We start from the raw sequence: 507 nt of genomic DNA, 5'->3' as shown, positions 1-507 counted from the left end.
GTGCCAAACACCGCCGTCGATATGAACTCTTGGGCGGTATCAGCCTGTTATCCCCGGAGTACCTTTTATCCGTTGAGCGATGGCCCTTCCATACAGAACCACCGGATCACTAAGTCCTAGTTTCCTACCTGCTTGATCCGTCGATCTTGCAGTCAAGCACGCTTATGCCTTTGCACACAGTGCGCGATGTCCGACCGCGCTGAGCGTACCTTCGAGCTCCTCCGTTACTCTTTAGGAGGAGACCGCCCCAGTCAAACTACCCACCATACACGGTCCCCGATCCAGATTATGGACCTAGGTTAGAACGTCAAGCACGACAGGGTGGTATTTCAAGGATGGCTCCACTGCAGCTAGCGCCACAGTTTCATAGCCTCCCACCTATCCTACACAGACGAACTCAACGTTCAGTGTAAAGCTATAGTAAAGGTTCACGGGGTCTTTCCGTCTTGCCACGGGAACGCTGCATCTTCACAGCGATTTCAATTTCACTGAGTCTCGGGTGGAGAC

Annotated in this window: 1 rRNA gene; it reads right to left on the bottom strand. The window is 53.1% G+C overall.

Features of this window, described 5'->3' with window-relative positions:
* Window positions 1-507, bottom strand: a 23S ribosomal RNA gene (locus ACXJKJ_RS32425); the annotation flags it as partial.

The sequence above is a fragment of the Roseateles sp. P5_E1 genome, from assembly GCF_054049335.1.
This window is presented reverse-complemented; position numbering and strand designations above follow the sequence as displayed.